Source organism: Calditrichia bacterium (genome assembly GCA_020634975.1).
GTDB lineage: Bacteria > Calditrichota > Calditrichia > RBG-13-44-9 > J075 > JACKAQ01.
Map to the genome: position 1 here is coordinate 716,448 of JACKAQ010000001.1, position 15,167 is coordinate 731,614.

General features: G+C 51.9%; 11 protein-coding genes. 2 read left to right on the forward strand and 9 right to left on the reverse strand.

Going from position 1 to position 15,167, the window contains the following annotated elements:
- Positions 1–2,478 carry a PIG-L family deacetylase gene (locus H6629_02790; protein ID MCB9066725.1) on the forward strand — a complete coding sequence of 826 codons (2,478 nt, stop codon included), beginning with the start codon at positions 1–3 and terminating at the stop codon, positions 2,476–2,478.
- A 25-nt stretch (positions 2,479–2,503) separates the two neighbouring features.
- Here H6629_02790 and H6629_02795 read toward each other — a convergent pair whose 3' ends face one another.
- From H6629_02795 to H6629_02835, 9 genes are all read right to left on the reverse strand, one after another.
- Entirely contained in the window at positions 2,504–3,073 is a 570-nt protein-coding gene (locus H6629_02795; GenBank protein MCB9066726.1) for an ISAs1 family transposase, read from the reverse strand.
- Positions 3,024–3,626 (reverse strand): ISAs1 family transposase, encoded by a 603-nt coding sequence (locus H6629_02800; GenBank protein MCB9066727.1) that lies wholly within the window; start codon positions 3,624–3,626, stop codon positions 3,024–3,026. Before H6629_02800 ends, H6629_02795 begins: the two co-directional genes overlap by 50 nt.
- A 265-nt stretch (positions 3,627–3,891) precedes the next feature.
- A complete protein-coding gene (locus H6629_02805; protein MCB9066728.1) occupies positions 3,892–4,098 on the reverse strand; it encodes a hypothetical protein in 207 nt (68 codons plus the stop codon).
- A gap of 272 nt (positions 4,099–4,370) precedes the next feature.
- Complete coding sequence (locus tag H6629_02810) at positions 4,371–6,767, reverse strand: alpha-glucosidase C-terminal domain-containing protein (protein MCB9066729.1); 2,397 nt, start codon at positions 6,765–6,767, stop codon at positions 4,371–4,373.
- Between the two features lie 162 nt (positions 6,768–6,929).
- Positions 6,930–7,310 (reverse strand): fluoride efflux transporter CrcB, encoded by a 381-nt coding sequence (gene crcB, locus H6629_02815; protein ID MCB9066730.1) that lies wholly within the window; start codon positions 7,308–7,310, stop codon positions 6,930–6,932.
- Positions 7,311–7,313: 3 nt separating this feature from the next.
- Positions 7,314–8,645: a TolC family protein gene (locus H6629_02820; protein ID MCB9066731.1), complete on the reverse strand. Its 1,332-nt coding sequence runs from the start codon at positions 8,643–8,645 to the stop codon at positions 7,314–7,316.
- A 25-nt stretch (positions 8,646–8,670) separates the two neighbouring features.
- On the reverse strand, positions 8,671–11,832 hold the full coding sequence (locus tag H6629_02825) for an efflux RND transporter permease subunit (protein ID MCB9066732.1): 3,162 nt from the start codon (positions 11,830–11,832) through the stop codon (positions 8,671–8,673).
- Entirely contained in the window at positions 11,829–12,977 is a 1,149-nt protein-coding gene (locus H6629_02830; protein ID MCB9066733.1) for an efflux RND transporter periplasmic adaptor subunit, read from the reverse strand. Before H6629_02830 ends, H6629_02825 begins: the two co-directional genes overlap by 4 nt.
- Before the next feature lie 172 nt (positions 12,978–13,149).
- Positions 13,150–13,611 (reverse strand): MarR family transcriptional regulator, encoded by a 462-nt coding sequence (locus H6629_02835; GenBank protein ID MCB9066734.1) that lies wholly within the window; start codon positions 13,609–13,611, stop codon positions 13,150–13,152.
- Between the two features lie 301 nt (positions 13,612–13,912).
- Between H6629_02835 and H6629_02840 the strand changes: the two genes are divergently transcribed.
- Complete coding sequence (locus tag H6629_02840) at positions 13,913–15,166, forward strand: efflux RND transporter periplasmic adaptor subunit (GenBank protein MCB9066735.1); 1,254 nt, start codon at positions 13,913–13,915, stop codon at positions 15,164–15,166.
- Position 15,167 lies beyond the last annotated feature (1 nt).

The following is a 15,167-nucleotide window of genomic DNA, read 5'->3' on the forward strand; positions in this document are numbered from 1 at the left end:
ATGAATTCAATTTACCCGCGCATAGTTGCCATTTTGCTGCTGGCTACCAGCCTCCTGTTCGCCCAAAAACCGGCCAGTTGGAACGCCGGCGAGTTGCAACAGGCGCTCAAAAAATTATCCGTGATGGGCAGCGCACTCTACATCGCGGCGCACCCGGATGACGAAAATACCGCCGTGCTATCGTATCTCGCCAACGAGGCGCAGGTGCGCACCGCTTATCTGTCGCTGACGCGCGGCGATGGCGGGCAAAACCTGATCGGGCCGGAAATCGGCGATCTGCTCGGCGTGATCCGCACCCAGGAATTGCTGGCTGCCCGGCGTATCGATGGCGCACAGCAGTTCTTTTCGCGCGCGGTCGATTTCGGCTACACCAAATCCCGCGAAGAAGCGCTGCAGTTTTGGGGCAACGACGAGATATTGGCAAATGTTGTCTGGGTGATCCGCAAGTTTCGTCCCGATGTGATCATCACCCGTTTCACACCGGAAATCGGCGGGCACGGACAGCACCTGGCCTCCGCGTGGCTGGCGGAAAAAGCCTTTGCCGCCGCCGGCGATCCAAACCAATTTCCCGAACAACTGGCGTTGGTAAAACCCTGGCAACCGAAGCGGCTGCTGTGGGACGTGTGGACGCGCGCCATTTCGCAAATGAATCTGGACACGACCGGTTTCGTGAGTGTAAACGTCGGTAAATACAATCCGCTGCTCGGCAAATCGTATGCGGAAATTGCCGCGCTGAGCCGCAGCATGCACAAATGCCAGGGTTTCGGCGCATCGCCGCAACGGGGCGGCTACCGCGAATATTTCCAGCACACGCTGGGCGATCCCGCAACAACATCGCTGTTCGACGGGGTGGAGCTGAGCTGGAAACGGGTGCCGCGCGGTGAAAAGGTCGGCAAATTGCTCGCCGAAGCGCTGGAGAATTTCCAGCCGCAACAGCCGACCGCAATTATCCCGACGCTATTGAAAGCCCGTTCGGAAATGAGCTTGCTCCCGCAAACCCACGATGTCGCCATTAAACGCGATGAGTTGGACGAACTGTTGCTGCAACTTTGCGGCATCTGGGCGAGCGCCACCGTGCCATCGCCATCGGCAACGCCGGGCAGCAGCGTAGCCATCAGCACAACGCTGATCAACCGAAACGGCTATCCCGTAACCCTGCGGGGCATCAGCTATCCGTTCGAAAACGGCATGCCCTCCGGCAGCCAGCCCTTGCCCGCCAACGAACCGGTGACATCCGAAAAAACCATTGCGATTCCGGCGGATGCGCAACTGTCCAATCCCTATTGGCTGCGCTCGGAAAAACAGGGCAGTCTGTTCACGATTCCCCAACCGCTGGACATCGGTTTACCGGAGAAATTTGCTGTTCAACCGGTGCGATTTTTTCTGGAGATCGGCGGGCAGGAGGTTATCGCCATAGCGCCGGTACAATACAAATGGAATGACGAAACCGATGGCGAAAGCTATCGATCGATGGAAATTCTGCCGCAGGTGACCGTCAATTTTGGGGCGGGATTGCAGGTGTTCGGCAACGGCGAATCGCGGCAGGTACCGGTGATTTTCCAGAGCGTTGCCCCGGAAACCAAAGCAACTGTACACCTCAGCGTGCCGGAGGGCTGGCAGGTTTCGCCCGCGTCCATCGCGGTTGACTTCAGCGGAAATGGCAGTGAAATCCGTCAATCCGTTACGGTTACACCGACCGCAACATCCGGTGAAGGCTGGCTGAGCGCAACTGTGGAAACCGGCGGAAATCGCCAACCGGCGCACAGTTTGTCGCGTATCGATTACGATCACATTCCCATCCAGACGCTGACGCCGCCCGCCAGATTGCAGCTTGTCCGGCTGGATATCGCCAAAAGAGGTGAGCTGATCGGCTACATCGCCGGCGCCGGGGATGATATTCCCGAAGCGCTGACCCAGATCGGCTACACCGTTAAAATGCTCTCCGATGACGATTTGAACACAACCGATCTGTCGCAGTTCGATGCCATCGTTGCCGGTGTCCGGGCCTACAACACCCGCGACCGGCTGGCTGCCGATCAACCGCGTTTGCTGGCATACGTCAACAACGGCGGCACGCTGGTGATCCAGTACAACACCTCGCACCGATTGGTAACAGAAGATTTGGGACCCTACCCCCTCAAACTCTCCCGCGACCGGGTGACGCTGGAAGACGCGCCGATGGAAATCCTCGCGCCAAACCACCCGTTGCTCACCGCGCCAAATGCTATTACCCCCGCCGATTTTGAGGGCTGGGTGCAGGAGCGCGGGCTCTACTTCCCCAACGAATGGGACGACAAATACACCGCACTGTTCAGCAGCAACGACCCCGGCGAAAGCCCAAAAACCGGCAGCCTGTTGTATGCCACCTACGGCAAAGGGCATTACATCTACACCGGTATTTCCTTTTTCCGGCAGTTGCCCGCCGGTGTGCCCGGTGCCTTCCGTTTGTTCGTAAATTTATTGTCCGTAGGTAACTAATCCCCCCCTTCGAAGGGCAGGGTTGTTAAGTTCTCATAAAACCAAGGAGGATTTCAATTTTATTGGTAAAAAATATTGTTGCTGTTTTCATTGAGTGATATCCATTGATACGGTATATGTTCATCGCAATGTTTTTCAATAGTGAGAGATTGGATGCTGCCGAAACGGTTTTGATCAACGAGCCATCCTCATTAAAGTTGACATCTTTCACCCAGTGGAGTTTATTTTCGATATACCAGTGACCTCGAATGCCTGTTGCAAAGTCGGCGGCACTTAGCTCCCGGCTACTGATATAGTAGCTGTGGGTTTGGTAAGCTTTTCCCTGACGCCTGCCGCTTCTGTAACAATAGATGACGCGTTTGATGTCTATCCAATCAGCGTCCACATCTTCAGGGCATAGATACACACGATAGGTTCGATTTTCGATTCTTCCACGGTGTTTTTCCTGGGCTTCAAAGGTGTCCGATGGTCGCTGCTCTGTTACTGTTTTTCGAAGCGTCTTGTATAAACGTTTTTGGTTGCCCTTGACTTTAACAAGATAATGGTTACCACTTTGGCGGATTTGCTGTAACGTTTTTTTGACAATGCAGGGCATCAAGCGTAAAGGTAACTCCTGTTAATCCAAGCACTTCGGTCAATACTCTGATCAGCTCACGGGCGACTTCAATCTCACTTGATTCTTTGTTTTGAAAACGCTGAACGGCTATGACAATATTCTCCTGTTGAGCAAATGCGCTTACAAAGCTGACAAAATCCTGATAGGCGCTATCATAGCTGACAATCGTCGATGCCAACGCTTTGGCATCAATAGAAACCCAACTTTCCGGCTTGACTGGATGACAATCGGTGACCCATTGGCTAAAAACAGCGCTCACAGACTTAAAGTCCAGGTTTATTAATACCGTGCGAATCGTAACATGTGAAGGCATTTTGTTTCGCTTCAGTTGAAACGTTTCAACAAGTGCCGATTGATTGGCTTTTAAAAAACGAGCGATTTCACGATACCCAAAGCAGCGGCTCATAATTGCCATGATGCTCATTACTAACAACGCTGATAACTGATAACGTTTCCCTTCGGCGCGACGAAAATCAGGCACCGTTGCCAGATAATCGAGCAGGGTTTTGCGAGAGACAGTTGTTGAATCCATAAACACCCTTTTTCGCTAAATATAAAAAAAATTAGCGAGATTCAATAGAACTTAACAGCCCTGCCCTTCGAAGGGGGGGCAGGGGGTATGTTCACTCCAGCACACAACAAAATCCCCCTTTATCCCCCTTAAAAGGGGGAAATTTGCTGCGTAACACCACCACACCCACACAAAACCACAAAACACAACAACGCCATACCCTATTCCCCCTCAAAAGGGAAATCTGCGGCGCAGCGGCACGGCGCCGACGTACCCAATTTCCCCCTCAAGTTTCCCCCATAATTGCAGATAATAAAACCATCACCGGGCGCAGCAGCGCCCAACAGTTTACACCCACCTGCCCCGAACGAACATCTTCCCCGATGCACAGCGCGTGCACCCATCGCTCCTGTTTCCAATCCTCATGATACCACCCAAATATCTCTGTGTTTTGCGCCGAAAAACCGCCAAAATCATCAGGTGAAACCGCCAATTTCGTCCTGATGACTTGTTCAACTCGTCCTGATGAGTTGAATGTTTCGTCCTGACGACTTCACCCATTGCCCGAAATGCGCCAAAAAGCCGTTAAAACGCGGTGCATGATCGGTCGGGATAAAAGGGGATGTTTTACGGATGAAACCGACGGGTGAGAATGGGAAAGGTTAACCACAAACACCGGTAGTTGAGCGTAGCCGAAACTACCGCTCTACCGAACGTATGCAAGGGGCTCCATCTGTTTTCCCCGGTAGTTGAGCGTAGCCGAAACTACCGCAACAAAAACATCCGGTAACCATACGCGGGAATATCAACGGACAGTTGGCTGCTTTCAACGGTTGCAGCTTCCCGGCTGAACAGGTCAACGGCTTCGCTAACCCCATAAAATTCAGGAAGTTGGACCAGCTGCGTTTTTGGTGCGGCACTTTTGTTGAGCAGCACAAGAATACGCTGGCTGACATCGCTGCGCATATAGGCGAGGACGTTCTGATCCGCGAACAGCGGCAGAAAATCGCCCTGCCGGAGCGCCGAGGAACGTCGCCGGAAATTGACCAGTTCGCGGGTATTGGCCAGCATCGCTTTTTCGTGATGGTCCAGTTGGCTGCCAAAGCGCATCATCCGGCGATTGTCCGGGTCGGACGCGCCGGTCATCCCGATTTCGTCGCCGTAATAAATAGTGGGGATTCCCGGTATCGTCAGCATATACGCGAGATAGAGCCGGGCTTTGCGATAGCTCAGCGAATCGTCCACCTGCGGCGGATGTGTCCACGCGACTTCCGCGGCATCCTGCGAATCCAGCGCCAGATCGCCATCGACAAACGCCATATAACGGGTTTGGTCGTGACTGTCCATCAGGTTGCCCATGGTATGGTTCATGCCGTAAACCGCGTGTGTTTTGGCAAGTTCGTCCACCAGATTCTGGAAGTTCGCCTGCGGCGTCAAAAACACCTGTCGCGCCGTGTAAAAGAGGTTGAAGTTAAATTGCGAATCGAGCTGCCCGTTGTTCACATACGAGCTGATCAGGTCGTAACCGCCAAAGGTTTCGCCGATCTGGAACACGGACCGGGTGCGCTGCGGGTGCACCTGCGATTTTATTTTTCGGGTGAGCGTCCGCCAGAACTTGTTGGGCACATGCTTCACCGCGTCCTGCCGGAATCCGTCGATACCGGTTTCCTGCAACCACCACACGGCGTTGTCGGTCATCGTATCCAGCGCTGCTTCCGAACCGAGATAATCGAACGAGGGCAGGAACGGCTCGAACCAGGTGGTCAGCCGGTATTCATCCCACAGCCGCATATTTTTGCGCCCGTCCGGCAGGTCGTATGTGCCAAACCAGTCGCGATGGTCGCGGAAAAACGGGTGATCCTGATGGGTGTGGTTCGACACAAAATCCAGCAAAATGCGCATGCCGTGCAGATGGGCGGTTCGCACCAGTTTTTTGAACATCGCCATATCGCCGAAACGCGAATCTACCTGTTTCGGCTCAACCGGCCAATAGCCGTGATACGCCGAATAGTAGCGGTGCGGCGGCGGATATTCCCGATGGGCTTCGGTGGTGTTCTGGTTGACCGGCGAAATCCACAGCGTGTTCACGCCCAGCGAATCGAAATAGCCGTAACGGATTTTCTGGATGATGCCCCGCAAATCGCCGCCCATAAAATTGGCCGGCGGCAGCAGTTCCGGGTGTTCCACCGGGCGGTTGTTGCTGCTATCGTCATCAAAAAAGCGATCGACCATCACCGAATAGATGATCGCATCGTTCCAGTAAAACGGCAGGTAGCTGGCGTAGGGCTGCAGGTGATACAATCGTATCGTTTGCAATAATGTATTTTGTCCGTTTTGGGTAACGCCAACGCGCAGGGTTTGGTGCACCGTTTGCGGCGTTTGGGGAATGCGAACGTCAATATTGTTGCCGCTGATTTTGATGAGCGATTGCGGCAACGGCTGATTATCCAGCAACGCAATCACGTTGCTTGCGGCAATCGCTCCGGGCTGATTCTCCCGCTCGTAATACAGCGAAACGGTCGCCGTATCGGCATCGATGCTTTTGCCCAAAATGTGCACATACGCCTGATCGGTATGGCGCGGACGAATCGTCAGCACGGAGTTGTAGCTGCCGAAAGGATTGGCGATGCTGTCCGGATTGGCGCGGTCGAGAACTTCTGCGCCATCGACAAAAAATTTGTATTCGTAACGCCCCGGCTCGATGGGAATGGTGATCTCGTATTCGCCATCGCCGTTGGCGTCGCGCAGGCGCAGTTCGTCGCGATTCCATGCGTTGAACGCACCGAACACGCTCAGGTGCTGCGGCTGGCCTGCCGCACGAAAACGGAAGGTGTGGGTAATTTGCTGCGCCACAATCACCGGAAACGCGATCAGCGAATCGTCAAGTTGCGCTTCGAGAATCGTCATGCCCTCAAAGGTTGCGGCAGGCGTGATGACCAGTTGCAGCGTTGCAGCGTCGAACGCGGTTTTCAGGTCGGGATGTTCGGCAAATTTTAACGGATAGCTTTCCGCAAAAAAGATATCGCTGATCAGCAACGTGTCGGTTTGCCCGGCGGTCAGCCGCAACGGCTGGATGAGTTCGGGTGATCGCAGGTCATGCGCCTGCATCGATAAGCTGAACAGAATCAATAAAATAGCAACGGCATTTTGGCGTAAGTTCACCGGTGTTACCCCTGATTGTTTGGTTCGATTATTGGCGATAATTTATTGCTATTCGGGGAGGAAACAAAATGAATGCTAAATCGGGAACGGTAATTTGTAGAGACAATTCATGAATTGTCTCTACTACATAATGAATTGCCTCTACAATTTATGACAAACCCATCAAATGTATTTGCCCAACCCGTAACCGGCGAGCGCCGCAGCGATACCGATGCAAACGCTCAACAGAATATTCAACGCGGCTTTGCCGACAGAACCGGCCTGCAGCAGTACCAGTGTTTCAAACGAAAAAGTAGAGAACGTGGTGAACGCACCCAATAATCCGGTTGCCAGAAAAAACTTGATGTTCGGCTGCAACGGATGCAACGGGTAATTCTCGAACACCGCCATCAGCAACCCGAGCACAAATGAGCCGACGAGGTTAACCGCCAGCGTGCCGGCGGGAAACCTGCCTTTAAACAGCTCGAACACCCATTCGGATATCCAGTATCGCAGAACCGCACCGAAAAATCCGCCCAAACCTATTGCCAGAAACTTGCCCATATGTTACTCGATACTCAGTTGTCCGGTGAGCTGGTCGATTTCCAGCCGGGTGATCCGGGCGCGGAAACGGGCGGTGATCAACGCGGTTTCGGCGCGGATGAGGTTGATTTGCGCATCGCGGAACTCCAGCGACGAAACGGAACCGAGTTGCAGACGCTCTTGTTGCAGTTGCAAATTCTGGCGGGCAGCCTGCACGTTTTCCTGTTCCAAAGCCAGTAATTCCATTTGTTTGCGAAACGTTTCGTATTTTTCGCGCAGCGATCCGTTCAGTTGAATCCGGGTATTTTCCAGTTGCAACCGGCTGATTTTTTCCTCGATTTTGGCGTTCTGCCGGGTGATGTTATCGCGAAATCCGTTGAACAAATTCCACGACAGCCCGAGGCTGACTGCGCCATCCTTGCTGGTGGTGTTGGTTTCCGGCGGGCGGAACTGGTTGGTCACTTCGTTTTTGGTGGTGCGATCGGTGTAGCCGTAGCTGGCGTTCAGATTAACGCGCGGGAGAAACGCAGAATTGGCGGTTCCCACACCCGCTGCTGCGGCGCGACGACTGTAATCGGCGGCCAACAACGCGCTGTTGCGCTGTTCGGCGAGTTCAAACAACGCATCGAAATTCATTCCCAAATCGGGGATAATCATTTCATCGCTGACGGTGATCTCGGTTGCGGGATCCTGCGCCAATTGCAAATTGAGGTTTTGGCGCGCGGTGAGCACCGCCAATTCCTGGTTGATGAAATTGGAGCGATCGCTGTTGAACGACACTTGTGCATTCAACAAATCCGTGGAGGACGAGCCGCCCACTTCCCGGCGCACTTTCTCTTTTTCCAGCCGCTGGCGCGATACTTCCAGCGCCTGCTGCTGCACCTGCAACAATTGCTGCTGCTGAACGAGGTTAAAATACGCCGTCAAAATGCCGACGACCGTTCCCTCAATTTGAGCGCGCGCACTGGTTTCGCCCAGATTTGCCAACGCCCGGAACTGGCTGTTGGCCGCAAACATGCGAAACCCGTCGAACACGGTCCAGCTCAGTGCGATCTGCCCGTTGAGCGTTTCGGTATCGGTTTTCCCGACCCCGGCGACCGGGCTGGAACTGCTGCTCTCCTGATCGCTGGTGGCGAGGGCAACGCTGCCGGTGGCGTTCAGCGTCGGCAAAAATCCGGCGGTGCCGTTGCCGGCGTTGTTCCGGGCGATGTCCGCATTTGCCCGGGCGATCCGGATGCTGTAATTGTTCTGCAATCCCAAACGAATGGCATCTTCGATGCTCAGCGCCTGCTGCGCCAACGCCGGAAGTGCAAATAAAAGTATCGCAATTGTGCGAACGAACGTATTGTTTTTCATTGATTTACCATTTCTAAAAAATCGATTACACACCGAGTGCCGGCGAATCCATTTCTTTTACTGCCGGCTCGACAGATTCCGGTGTCGGTGTTTCCTTTTTGACCAATCGTGCATACAACACCCGCAAATCGTTGATGACGAGATACCCCGCAGGCACCACCAGCAACATCACAAACGTGCCGAACAAAATGCCGTAAGCCACCGATACTGCCATCGGAATGAGGAATTGCGCCTGACGACTCGTTTCGAAAATCAGCGGCATCAGCCCAAATACGGTTGTGAATGTGGTGAGCAAAATCGGTCGCAAACGCGATATTGCACCATCGTGCACTGCCTTGAAAATGGGCATGCCATCGCGCAAATTGCGATTGATTTTATCGACCAGCACAATGCTGTCGTTGATGACAATTCCCGTAAGTGCAATAATACCGTAAATTGAGAGCGTGTTGATCTGAATACCCTGAATGCCGTGTCCCCAAACGGCGCACATCACGGCCAGCGGAATGATCCCGAAAATCAATATCGCCTGAATATATGAACGGAACACCAGAATGAGCGCGATGAACATGATGAGCATCGCTACGGGAAACGCTCGCTGCATCGAGCGCCGGAATTTAACCTGATCACGCGACGATCCTTCGAACGAAACGCGCACACCGGTAACCTGCGACAGCACCCGGGGAATCACTTCGTTTTGCACTTTGTCGGTGATCGGCGGGAGGTCTTCCGTGGCATCTGCGCGGGAGGCTTCCACTTTTATCTCGCGCATACCGTCCAGTCGCTGGATGGCGGCAATGCCGCGATCGATGGAATAGGTTGCCAGTTCGGTAAAGGGATATTCCTGATTGCCGATGCGAATGCGCATCTGATCCAGAAAACCGAGCGCCGAACGATCCTGTTCGCGGTAACGCACCCACACCCGGATTTCATCGCGACCGCGCTGGATACGCTGGATTTCCTGCCCGAAAAATCCCTGGCGAACCTGCCCGGCAACATCGCGGAGGGTAAGCCCCAACGCGTAGGCACGCGGTTTCAACTGAATGTTGATCTCCCGGCGGCCTTCCTGATTGGAATCGGTGATATCTTTTAAATTGCTAAAATTTTCGAGTTCGGCAACCAGCAGATCGCGGGCTTTGTCCAACTCGCTGAGGTTGTTGCCGAGCAAACTGACAGACACATCGCGCCCGAAAAAACTGGTTTGGGTGAACGTAACGGTGCGGGCTTCCGGCACAATGCCCACTTTATCGCGAATGCGATTGGCGATAATAAAACTGTCCATCTGCCGCGCTTCGCCATCGAGCAGTTTGAGGGTCAGCATTCCGGCGTGGCTGCCGCTTTCGCCGAGTGAATTTTGCCCGACATCGCGCTTCACTCCCTCGATGACGGTCAGGCTGTCTTCCCGTTCAGCGGTCATTTCGGCGTTCACTTCCCAAACGGCTTTTTCAATTTCGGCCAAAATGGAATCGGTATCCGCTTCCTGTCGCCCGGTGACGAGCGTCAGGTTGATCGGCAGCGTATCGCGATCGATAAACGGGAACGGCGTAAATCCAATAAATCCACCCTTCACCAACCCAACGGTGATAAACACCAGCGCAACCGGCACAACCAGCGTAATTGATTTATTGCGCAACGCAGCTTCCAAAACCGGTTGGTAAAATTTGTAAGTAAAGGCATTCAGCCATTTTTCGATGCGTTGGCGGGTTTTGCTTTCCCTTTGTTTGGGCTGCAACGCTTTGGAGTGCGCCAGGTGCGCCGGCAAAATCAGGAATGCCTCAACCAGCGACCATACTAACGATGCGATAACCACCAACGCCATGTTCCAAATGAATTGCCCGATAAATCCATCCAGAAAAAAGAATGGCGCAAAGGCAATAACGGTTGTCGCGATGGAAGTAAACACTGGACCAACCACCTCCAGCGCCCCGTCGATGGCGGCTTGCAGCGCTGTTTTCCCGCTTTCGTAATGGGCGAAAATATTTTCCCCCACCACAATTGCGTCATCCACGATGATACCGACCACCAGAATCATCCCGAATAGCGAAATGACGTTGATGGTAATTCCCACCAATCCGGCGATAATGAACATCCCCGCAAATGAAAACGGAATGCCGATACTCGCCCAAAAAGACAATCGTAAGTTGAGAAAAAACCCGAGGATAACCACTACCAAAAAGAAGCCGAACAATCCGTTGTATGTCAGCAAATCCAGCCGTTGGCGCAACGATACGGTTTGATCCACCCACACCACCGCCTGAACCTGTCCATTCTGCAGATTGAACTCGTCAACCAGCTCAAACGCTTTATCGCGAACGGCGATAATATCTTCATCGAGCGTTTTTTCAACATTCAGCACCACCGCTTTTTGCCCGTTGTAATACACACGATCGGGCACGTCTTCCCATTTTTCGGTGATGGTAGCGATGTCCTGCAAGCGAATCACCTGCCCGTCGCTGCGACCGCGAATCACCATTGATTTCAGTTCATTCGCAAAATAATTTCTGCCGTAGGCGCGAATGAGAATTTCCTCGCCCTCGGTTTCAAATTTACCGCCGGAGATGTTCACATTTGCCGCACCGATTTGGTTGGAAACTTCGCTAAACGTTAATCCGTAACGGCGCATATTCGCTTCGGAAAGCTCGATGGAAAATTCCAGATTCGGCACACCGGAGACGCGCACTTGCGAAATTTCCGGTGTCGCCAGCAAACGGTCGCGCAATTCCTCGGCGATCACTTTCATGTTGTATAAATCGGCTTGCCCATACACCACAATTTCAACCGCACGCGAAAAAGCATCCTGCTCAAAAATGATGGGCTTTTCACTGTCCTGCGGAAATGAGTTGATTCGGTCAACTGCATTTTTTACATCCGTCAGAACTTTTTCAACATCGTAGCCTTTCAGCACTTCGATGTTAATCGTGCCGATATTTTCCCTGGAAATTGAGGTGATGCGCTCGATGCCTTCCAGCCCGTCGATGCTTTCCTCGATTTTGAGCACTACGCCTTCCTCAACCTCCTCCGGCGATGCGCCCGGAAAAGGCACCTGAATCGCAATATTCCGCGACTCCGTTTCCGGGAAAAACGAATAGCGCATGTCGCTCAAAAAAATCAACCCGAAAACGAACACACTGAGCATCAGCACATTCGCCCAAACGGTATATTTTACAAAAAAAGCGATGAGCCGCTTCATTTGCCACTCCTTTCAGCCATGCTTAACAGCTCCGCTGTCGCGGGCATTCCCGGTGCAACGCCTTGCAACAACTCAACCACCAAGGTATCGCCATTTTGCAATCCGCTGTTTACAATTACAGATTCCGTTTGATGACGCACCACATTTACCGGCTGATATTTTAGTCTGCCATCTTTAACGAGATACACATATTGTTCTTCGTATAGTGCGTTGTTTGGCACAACAAAAGCATTTCCGACAATTTCCCCGGGAATTTTGGCATTGAGGAAAATACCGTCGTAAACCACATCGCCGGCATTTTTGGTGATGGAAATATACACCGGAACCGTCTGTGTTTGCGGATCGATGGTTTTGCCGATCCGTTTGATTTTCCCAAACCACTCGCCGGGCAACTCGTTGGATGTGAACCGAATGGTTCCGCCGCGATTGACCCAGCGCAGATCGTTGGTGCTCACCGGCACTTCCACTTCCAGATCTTCCAAATTGATGATTTCACCGAGTTGCGTGCCGTTGCGTGCCGTTGCGCCAACCCGAAGTCCGGTGGTGGTTATCGCACCGTCAAACGGCGCGTAAAAAAAGTGTTTCTGCAAATTGATTTCTAAATTCTGCACGGTGAAATAAAGTTTGTACACGTTGAATCGCGCCAGAAACAACTTAATTTTGCTGTCTTCAACTTCCGGCAACGGTGCCAGTTTTTTACCAAATTCGATGCTTTCAAAATATTGTTGCCATTTGGGAAATTCGCCGGGAAAATCGATTTTGATTTCCGGAAGCACCTGCGCCAGTGCGTTCAGCAAATCGCTTTTGGCGCTGTTCAAATCCAGCCGGATTTGCCGATCGTCAATTTTAGCAATCAACTGACCGCGTTTAAAGGATTGTCCGGGCTGGAACGGAATGTTGCCAGACTGCATTTCGCCATTCACTTCGCTGATCAGCGAGATGGGCTGAGCGGATGAAATTCGCCCGAACGCCGAAACAGACGCCGGGATGTCGCTCAATTGCACAACTTGCGCTTGCACAAATTTTGGACGGATCTGCGGTTGGCGCACCGGCGGATCGGTTTTAAAACTGGCCAAAACCTGCATCAGAAAAACGCCACCGGCAAGAATTGCCACAGAAATTAATATTTTTACAACTGTTTTCATTACCGTACCTTCGCATCGGTTAATATTGTTTTTGTGCCCGGCAATTGCAATCGTTGCAGATTGTCCGGCAATTCTATATTCAATCGTATTTGGGGTCGACTATTCAAAAATTATCACAAATCTGATTATTCCAGTGAGCACCCACAATAGTGAATGTTGCCTATCGTGTCAATTATATTTTTTTTGCCGCAACATTTAAATCCTCATACAGATGGTCGTGTAAGCGATGCAATAAAGATTTCAGCAACGCCAATTCTTCCGGAGATAGTGGTTCGGCCACTTTTTCAAGGGTTCTTTTTACGATGGGTAACAATCGATCGAACATCACATTCCCGTTTTGGGAGAGAAAAATCAGGTTGTTTCGGCGATCGTTGGGATCCTGTTCGCGGCGAACCAGATCGCGCCGTTCCAGCCCGTCGAGCAACCGGGTAATATTGGCTTTATCGCGGAAATGCAGGCAGGCGATTTCCATCTGGTTGCGCCCGTCCTGCTCTTTCAGCATGGCCAAAACGCCCCATTGCTCCGGCGTGATATCCAAATTTTCCGCCAAAAATGCTTTCCGGAGCGTGTGCGCCATTTCCCGCCCGACCAGGTTCACAATATACCCGATCGAATCATTTAACTTAAAATCCATTCAACACTTTCACGTTTAAACATTAGTTACATTTGCAACAGTTTCAAAGTTAACTAACTATGCCAATTTGTCAACTGAATTTTTATTTCACCCGAATTTTGATTTATAAGGATTGAAAAGTAACTTGCGGATGTCCGTTTTCGAACAGTGTATGTGTATCGAGCGAACACTTCCTCGAAATCAAATTGCGGCTAAGCTCAATTTTAACAAGCAATTACATCGCTGGCACGAAATTGGTTTAAGTAATTGGCAGCCATATTTTCGGCGAAACGGTTAAACTTAAAAACAAGGCTACATTTCCATGGATCGAAAGATCGAAAAAAAAACCTGGACGACAAAACGCATAACCTACCTCGCGCTCGGCAGTTTGTTTCTGCTGTTTCTGATTTACAACATCGGGTTTGGCGATTACGGCTCGCGCCTGAATGTTGAGAAGGAAAAACTGAGCATCAGCACGGTGTATCGCGGCGATTTTCAGGAATTTATTGTGGTGACCGGTACGGTTATGCCCATCAAAACAGTGTATCTGGACGCCATCGAAGGCGGGCAGGTGGACACCATTTATTGCGAAGCCGGCACGCTTCTCAAAGCCGGTGACCCGATTTTACGGCTGGAAAACACCAGCTTGCTCATTCAAATTTCCAATCAGGATGCGCAGGTGGTAGAACAGCGCAACCTGCTCACCAACACCCGCTTCAATCTCGACCAAAACCGCACCCGCGGTCGCGAACTGCTCATCAATCGCGAGTACGAAATCCGGCGATTGCAGCGCATTTACGAACGCCAGAAAGAATTGCACGAAGCCAACCTCATTTCCAAAGATGATTATTTGCAGGCAAAAGATGATTTTGAGTTTGAAGTGCGTCGCCAAAAACTGAATCTGGAAGCGTTTAAACGCGACTCCATTTTTCAGGATGTGCAGCTCAAACAGCTCGAAAGTTCGTTGGACCGGCTGGATGACAATCTGCGCATTGCGCAGAAACGGCTGGAAAATTTGACCATTCGCGCACCGATCGGCGGACAGCTCACCTCGTTGAATGCCGAAATCGGTGAATCAAAATCGCAAGGTGAGCGCATCGGGCAACTTGATGTTTTGGATGGATTTAAGGTTCGCGTCGCGGTGGATGAACACTACATTGCGCGGATCGGCATCGGGCAATCCGGCGCATTTGATTTTGCCGGTGAAACGTATCAGATGACGACACGTAAAATTTATCCGGAAGTGACCAACGGTCGCTTTGAAGTGGATATGGAATTTGACGGGGAAGAACCGGAGGGCATCCGGCGCGGACAAACCGCACGCGTCCGGCTGGAATTGGGCGACCTTTCCGAAGCTGTGATGCTCGATCGAGGTGGTTTTTTCCAGAAAACCGGCGGGAATTGGGTGTATGTTGTCGATCCTTCCGGTGAAGTTGCCACCAAACGGAACATCCGGCTCGGGCGGCAAAATACCCAGGTTTTTGAAGTGCTCGAAGGGCTGCAACCCGGCGAAAAGGTCATCACCTCTTCATACGATAACTATGGCGATATTGATAAACTGGTCATCAAAGACTGAT

What these genes read in the sequence shown, in the direction of transcription:
- H6629_02790 (MCB9066725.1), top strand. Translation starts at nt 1, where the DNA reads ATGAATTCAATTTACCCGCGCATAGTTGCCATTTTGCTGCTGGCTACC.
- H6629_02795 (MCB9066726.1), bottom strand. Translation starts at nt 3,073, where the DNA reads ATGCCCTGCATTGTCAAAAAAACGTTACAGCAAATCCGCCAAAGTGGT.
- H6629_02800 (MCB9066727.1), bottom strand. Translation starts at nt 3,626, where the DNA reads ATGGATTCAACAACTGTCTCTCGCAAAACCCTGCTCGATTATCTGGCA.
- crcB (MCB9066730.1), bottom strand. Translation starts at nt 7,310, where the DNA reads ATGGGCAAGTTTCTGGCAATAGGTTTGGGCGGATTTTTCGGTGCGGTT.
- H6629_02820 (MCB9066731.1), bottom strand. Translation starts at nt 8,645, where the DNA reads ATGAAAAACAATACGTTCGTTCGCACAATTGCGATACTTTTATTTGCA.
- H6629_02825 (MCB9066732.1), bottom strand. Translation starts at nt 11,832, where the DNA reads ATGAAGCGGCTCATCGCTTTTTTTGTAAAATATACCGTTTGGGCGAAT.
- H6629_02830 (MCB9066733.1), bottom strand. Translation starts at nt 12,977, where the DNA reads ATGAAAACAGTTGTAAAAATATTAATTTCTGTGGCAATTCTTGCCGGT.
- H6629_02835 (MCB9066734.1), bottom strand. Translation starts at nt 13,611, where the DNA reads ATGGATTTTAAGTTAAATGATTCGATCGGGTATATTGTGAACCTGGTC.
- H6629_02840 (MCB9066735.1), top strand. Translation starts at nt 13,913, where the DNA reads ATGGATCGAAAGATCGAAAAAAAAACCTGGACGACAAAACGCATAACC.